The following is a 6,000-nucleotide window of genomic DNA, read 5'->3' as shown; positions in this document are numbered from 1 at the left end:
CCAGCTCGAGGGCGACAACGCCATCCTCACCGGCACCACCGTCCACATCAGCGAAGACGCCGCCGGCCTGCTGAACAAGACCTTCGGCACCGACGCCGTCAAGCGCGGCCTCCTCGTCGGCACCGCCACCATCACCGCACAGATCAAGTAACACCCCGCACCACCACAATCGGCCCGGACCACGCAACAGCGTGGCCCGGGCCGACTTGCGTTGCACGACGTGCGTCGTGCGGTACCTGGCGGAACCGGGCGTACCTGGCGGAATCGGGCGTACCTGGCGGTACCGGGCGTACCTGGTGGAATCGGGCGTACCTGGCGAGTTCTTTCGACCAGGTACGCCCGTTCTTGCGAACCAACGCGCGCGCGATGGGAAAGAACGGGCGCACACGACGGACGGGAGGCCCAGTGCCAGCTGGCACGGGCCTCCCGTCCGTCATGTGGGTACGCCGGGCCGGCGGCCTCCGTCGTCACGGGCTGGGCGACACCTCACGTGCTCACGTCCGCGTGGTCTGTCGCTCAGCGCGAAATCGCGCCCGGACCGGACCGCCCGCCCCCGCGCCGCACCGCACGGCGGTACCGCTCAGCGGCGCCGCCACCACCGCCGCGGCTTCGCCTCGAGCCGCGCCTGCTCCGCAGCCCGCGCGGCCGAAGCCATGCGCGCCTCGCGGCGCTCCCGCCACGCGAGCACCTCGGCCTCGACGTCGCGCATCGGCGTCACCACCGGCGGCCCGCCGAGCAGCTGCCGTCGGGCCTCCTTCACCCGCGCGTTGAAGTCCACCAGGACGTCGCGCACGTCGGTCTCGAGCGACAGGGCGTCGAGTGCGTCGTCGAGTTCGGCGTCCTCGGTCCGCAGCGCCAGGGCCGGCGGCGCGATGCCCCGGATGTCCTCACGCTCGATCTTCGACTTGATCCACCAGTCCGGGTCGTGCTGCCCGTCGAGTCCCGGCAGCGGCTTGCCGTGGTACGGGTTGCCCTCGAAGACCCCGCGGCGCTCGGCCTCCGCGATCTGGGCCCGGGCATGCGCGGCGACGTCGGCGGCCTTGAGCAGCCGACGTTCCTCACGCTCCGACCGCACCTCGTCGGGGTCGAGCGACCCCCGCTCGATCTCCTGGTCGACGAGCTGCTGGTAGCGGTAGCGCGCGGCCCTGCGGAGCCGGTCCATCCGTGCATCGACGTCGTTCATCGTCAGACCATGATGCCCCGCGCCCCCGACGGTTCGTCCAGCCCGGTCAGGACTTCTCTGAGACTTCTTCGATGGTCAGCGCGGCCTGGATGAGCGCCAGGTGCGACAGCCCCTGGGGGATGTTGCCCATGAAGTCCCCGTCGACGGCGCTGAGCATCTCGCTGAACAGGCCGACGTCGTTCGCCTGCGCGACCATGTCGTCCATCAGCTGCTTCGCGTCATCGACGCGTCCGACGCAGGCCAGGGCCGCAGCGAGCCAGAACGAGCACGCCACGAACGGCGATTCCTCGTCCTGGATGCCGGAGTACCGGTACACGAGCGGGCCGTGCTGCAGCTGCTCCTCGATCGCCCGGATCGTGGACTCCATGCGCGGTCCGCGGTCGAACGCCGACATCGCGTGCAGCAGGATCGAGCAGTCGAGCGCGTCGGTGCCCGGGTACATGACGTAGTGGCCGAGTTCCTCGTTCCACCCGTTCTCGGCGACCCAGTCCTCGATGAGCTCGCGGTTCTCGATCCACTTCTCGCGCGGGCCGTCGATCATCCCCGCGTCGTGCAGCTCGACCGCGGCGTCGAGCGCCTGCCAGCAGCCGATCTTGCTCGTCGTGTAGTGCTGCGCCTCCTGCAGCTCCCACATGCCCGAGTCGGGCTCCACCCAGCGGTGGCACGCGTCGTCGGCCAGGTCCTGCAGCACCGAGGCCGTCTTGCGGTCGAGCACGTTGCCGGCTCGGACGTACTGCCGCATGATCTCGAACACGTCGCCCCAGACCCCGAGCTGCAGCTGGTCACCCGCGCGGTTGCCGATCGTGACCGGCCCGATGCCGTTCCAGCCCGGGACGTCGCGCTCCTCGACGGTGTCGCTCTTCGACCCGTCGAGTCCGTAGAAGATCGGCATCGTCTCGTCGTGCTCGGCGATCGTGCGCATCACCCACGACACGGCGGCGTGCGTCTCCTCGCGCAGGCCGAAGCGGGTGAGCGCGTGCACCGTGTACGCCAGGTCGCGCACCCAGGCGAACCGGTAGTCCCAGTTCTTCCCGCCCGTGCGGTCCTCGGGCAGGCTCGTCGTCGGGGCCGCGGCGATGGCGCCGGTGGGGGCGAAGATCAGGAGCTTCAGGGCGAGGGCGCTGCGCTGGACGGCGTCCGACCAGGGGCCGTCGTAGCTGAACTCCTTCGACCAGGTCGACCAGTTCTCGATCGTGCGGTCGACCCCTTCGAGCGTGCGCTCCGGCTCGGGCAGGAAGATCGGCTCGTCGTACGTGCCGACGATGGTCAGGATCGACTTCGACCCCTCGGTGGTCGAGAACCGCCCGGAGAACCGGGGGCCGTCGTCGTGCACCGGTTCGAAGCCCTGCTCGACGATCGCGATGGTCACGCCGTCGATGCCGATCACCGTGCCGTTCGCGGTGTCGAGTCGGCGCGGTTCGGCGGTGTTCAGGATCGTGCCGGGCACGACCGCCCACTCCATCTCGACCGAACCATCGACCCCCTGCACGCAGCGGCCGATCTCGGCCCACGGCAGGCGTCCGGCCACACCGGTGACCATGGCGTCGGTCACGGTGGCGGTGCCGGACGGGGTCGTCCACGTCGTCACGAGCACGTTCGTCCCCGGCAGGTAGGCGCGGGACACCTGCGCCTGGTCGTCCACGGGCCGCAGGGCGACGTGTCCGCCGTGCTCGGCGTCGACGATGCTCGCGAACACCGGCGGCGAGTCCATCGACGGGATCGGTAGCCAGTCGATCCGGCCGTCGAGCGCGATGAGGGCGACCGTCCGCCCGTCGCCGATCGCGCCGTACGAACGGAGCGGGACGTACCCGTTGGTCCGTTCCTCGTTCTCGGTCGCGTCGGGGGTGTCTCGCGTGCGCTCGGTCATGCGTCCAGCCTGCCCCGGCCCCGGTGGCGACCATCAGGCGGACGTACCCCTCGTGGAGAACGCACGCCGGGCCTCCCGGCTGTGGAGAACCACCGGCGAACCGCCGGAGCACCCCCGGCGCACCGCCGGAACACCCCAGGACAGCCGCCGGCGAACCCCCGGACCCCAGCCGACACGCCCACGCGACTTGCGCATCCCGGGCGTGTCGCACTAGCGTCGTCCTCCTGCCGATCAGGCAGACCGCCCGCCCCGGGCACACCGGAAGGACCGCGCATGCGCGCCGTGCAGCACAACGAGGAACGCGTCGAGCTCCAGCTCGCCGCGGCCGCCGTGCTGCCCGAGCAGCAGTGGTCCCTCCGCTATCCCGCGTAGGCACGCGACGTCCAACGACGCCCCGTGCCCACCCGGCCCGGGGCGTTCGTCAGCACCGCTTCCTTCCGTCCGCCACGTCCGGCGACGACCAGGAGGCCCGGCGTACGACCGTCTCGGACCGTCACCTCGACCGTCACGAAAGCGAGACGACTCCATGAAGAAGATCAACGACCGATTGCTCAGCTGGGCCTCGATGCTCGAGGACAACACCGAGCAGCAGGCCCGCACGACCGCGCGCATGCCGTTCGTGTTCCCGCACCTGGCCCTCATGCCCGACGCACACCTCGGCCTCGGGGCCACCGTCGGGTCCGTGATCCCGACCCTCGGCGCGATCATGCCGGCGGCCGTCGGCGTGGACATCGGCTGCGGCATGATCGCGGTCCGCACGCAGTTCACCGCCACCGACCTGCCCGCCGACCTGCAGGGGCTGCGCGAGCAGATCGAGCGCGCGATCCCGCTGTCGGCCGGTGCGTCGAACCGGAAGATCGTGGCGACCGCCGCTCCCCGGATCGCCGAGCTCGAGGCGATGGCCGAGACCGCGGGGTTCGACCCGGACGGCGTGCACGGCGGCTGGCGGAACCAGCTCGGCACGCTCGGGTCCGGCAACCACTTCATCGAGGTCTCCCTCGACGAGCAGGACCGGGTCTGGCTCTTCCTGCACTCCGGGTCGCGGGGCGTCGGCAACAAGATCGCGCAGCGCCACATCAAGGTCGCCAAGAAGGCGATGGAGCGGTGGTGGATCCAGCTGGCGGACCCCGACCTGGCGTACCTGGTCGAGGGCACGCCGGAGTTCGACCGGTACATCGCCGAGCTGCGGTGGGCCCAGCACTTCGCGCTGCTCAACCGCGAGGAGATGATGGACCGCGTCGTCCGGCAGCTGTCCGAGGCCGTCGGCACGCCCGTCGACGAGCGCGAGCGGATCAACTGCCACCACAACTTCACGCAGCGTGAGACGCACTGGGGCAAGTCCGTGTGGGTCTCGCGCAAGGGTGCGATCCAGGCGAAGGCCGGTCAGCCCGGCCTGATCCCGGGGTCGATGGTTATGTAGCTGTGCCGGAAATTCACGGCACTGGACGCCACTACTCTGGAGCACAGAGCTCGGCGTAGAGAGGGAGGCTGCCATGGCCGCACAGATCAAGGCTTTCGAGGTCAGCTTGCAGGGGTCCGCCTACTGGACGGTGCTCGACGAGCAGTACCTGCCGATCCGCCCTGCAGACGAGTACCTCCAACACATCGCCTTCGGCAAGGGCGGATCCCTGCATACGCAGGCGCAGTACGCGCGTCAACTCGCCCACTACTTCCGGTGGGTAGCGCTTGCCGGGAGACCATGGAACGAGCCTGACCTGACTACATTCCACGCATGGCTCGGGCTTGGTGCGCGGGACCACGAGGCCCCGCGGGAGTCGACGGCCCTACGTGGGGCGGGACGCCGAGCCCCGCACTCAATCGAACAGATCAGTCGCACCGTAGGCGCCATGTTCGAGTACCTCGGGTCGGTAGGCCTCGTCGAGGAGCGCGTCCTTCGGATCTTGTTCGAGATCAAGATCGACCGCTACGGCATCGCTGTGACGGGCGACCGAAGATCTCGGCTGCGCGCACCGAGTCCTGATAGGTCCGAAGAGAAAGCACTCTCGCCAGGGGACGTGCATCTCGTCAGGAACTCAATGCGCAACATCAGGGATAAATTCCTCCTGACTCTCGCGTTCGAGACAGGAGCGCGCCGAGGCGAGCTGCTGGGGCTGCACCTCAAGGACATGCACACACGCCCAGATTCGAGGGCCATGGGGTGCCGCCTGCCTGGGGCCCACGCGCACGTCATCCCTCGCTCGAATGAGAACGGCGCAACGGCGAAGACAGGAGAGCGAGAGCTTCCCCTGACGGGGGGTGTGATTACCCTCTACTCGGAATATCTCGCGGAAAGGCGGCGAATCCTGCGCTCCGACAATTCGCGGTTTTTGTTCGTCAATCTCTATAAGGAGCCGATCGGATCTCCGATGAAACCCACCTCGGTGAATCGTGTTTTCGCTGCTGCTGCTCGACGATCCGGCATCGCAGCATCACCGCACAGCGGAAGACACTCATTCGCCACTGCGGTATCAAAGAATGAAGACCCCTCTGTAGTCCAAGCATTACTCGGCCATAGAGATCCGCGGACCACGAGCAAGTACGTTCACCCAGACTGGGCAGATAAGCGCACCGCGGCAGAAGCCGGATCGTTCTTCCCGATGTGGGGCGGGCAGGACGAGGCTCCTAGCAAGGGGGAGAGCTGAAATGGCCGAGCTCGCTCGGAAGCTGTTCAACGATGACAACGAAGGGTCCATAGGTCTCCCAGCGTCGGCTACCGCTTGGCTACAAACTGCTGGCTGGGATGAGCAATCACAGACCCTGCGTCCTTCCTCAAAACACCCAACGCTCGGCTGGCGCGCCTGCAGAGTCGCCGGTTGCGATACTCCCTGTTGGGGAAGCCGCAAGCACCAGCTGTGCACCACATGCGATTCCCGCTGGCACGCAGGTACCGAATCGCTGACCTTCGAAGAATTCGTCCAACGACCCCGTCCTCTGCGGCCCGACACCCAGT

General features: G+C 68.4%; 3 protein-coding genes and 1 pseudogene. 2 read left to right on the top strand and 2 right to left on the bottom strand.

The features are described 5' to 3' along the window. Window positions 1–580: 580 nt before the first annotated feature. Both DEJ04_RS03560 and DEJ04_RS03555 read right to left on the bottom strand, forming a co-directional pair. Window positions 581–1,183 (bottom strand): DUF1992 domain-containing protein, encoded by a 603-nt coding sequence (locus tag DEJ04_RS03560; protein WP_111046273.1) that lies wholly within the window; start codon window positions 1,181–1,183, stop codon window positions 581–583. A gap of 46 nt (window positions 1,184–1,229) precedes the next feature. Further along, the gene (locus DEJ04_RS03555; protein ID WP_111046272.1) at window positions 1,230–3,050 is read right to left on the bottom strand and encodes a glycoside hydrolase family 15 protein; all 1,821 of its coding nucleotides are present in this window, start codon (window positions 3,048–3,050) and stop codon (window positions 1,230–1,232) included. 526 nt (window positions 3,051–3,576) lie between these two features. Between DEJ04_RS03555 and DEJ04_RS03550 the strand changes: the two are divergent. Further along, window positions 3,577–4,461 (top strand): annotated as a pseudogene (locus DEJ04_RS03550) (RtcB family protein); the annotation flags it as partial. Between the two features lie 82 nt (window positions 4,462–4,543). After that, window positions 4,544–5,692, top strand: a complete 1,149-nt coding sequence (locus DEJ04_RS03545) for a site-specific integrase (protein WP_111046271.1) — start codon at window positions 4,544–4,546, stop codon at window positions 5,690–5,692. Window positions 5,693–6,000: the final 308 nt, after the last annotated feature.

The organism is Curtobacterium sp. MCLR17_044, assembly GCF_003234435.1.
GTDB classification, from domain to species: domain Bacteria; phylum Actinomycetota; class Actinomycetes; order Actinomycetales; family Microbacteriaceae; genus Curtobacterium; species Curtobacterium flaccumfaciens.
The sequence above is the reverse complement of the archived record's forward strand: the minus strand, read 5'-3'. Positions and strand labels throughout refer to the sequence as shown.

Excerpts from the sequence above, each read along its gene's own strand:
- DEJ04_RS03555 (WP_111046272.1), bottom strand. The coding sequence starts at position 3,050 with ATGACCGAGCGCACGCGAGACACCCCCGACGCGACCGAGAACGAGGAA.
- DEJ04_RS03545 (WP_111046271.1), top strand. The coding sequence starts at position 4,544 with ATGGCCGCACAGATCAAGGCTTTCGAGGTCAGCTTGCAGGGGTCCGCC.
- DEJ04_RS03560 (WP_111046273.1), bottom strand. The coding sequence starts at position 1,183 with ATGAACGACGTCGATGCACGGATGGACCGGCTCCGCAGGGCCGCGCGC.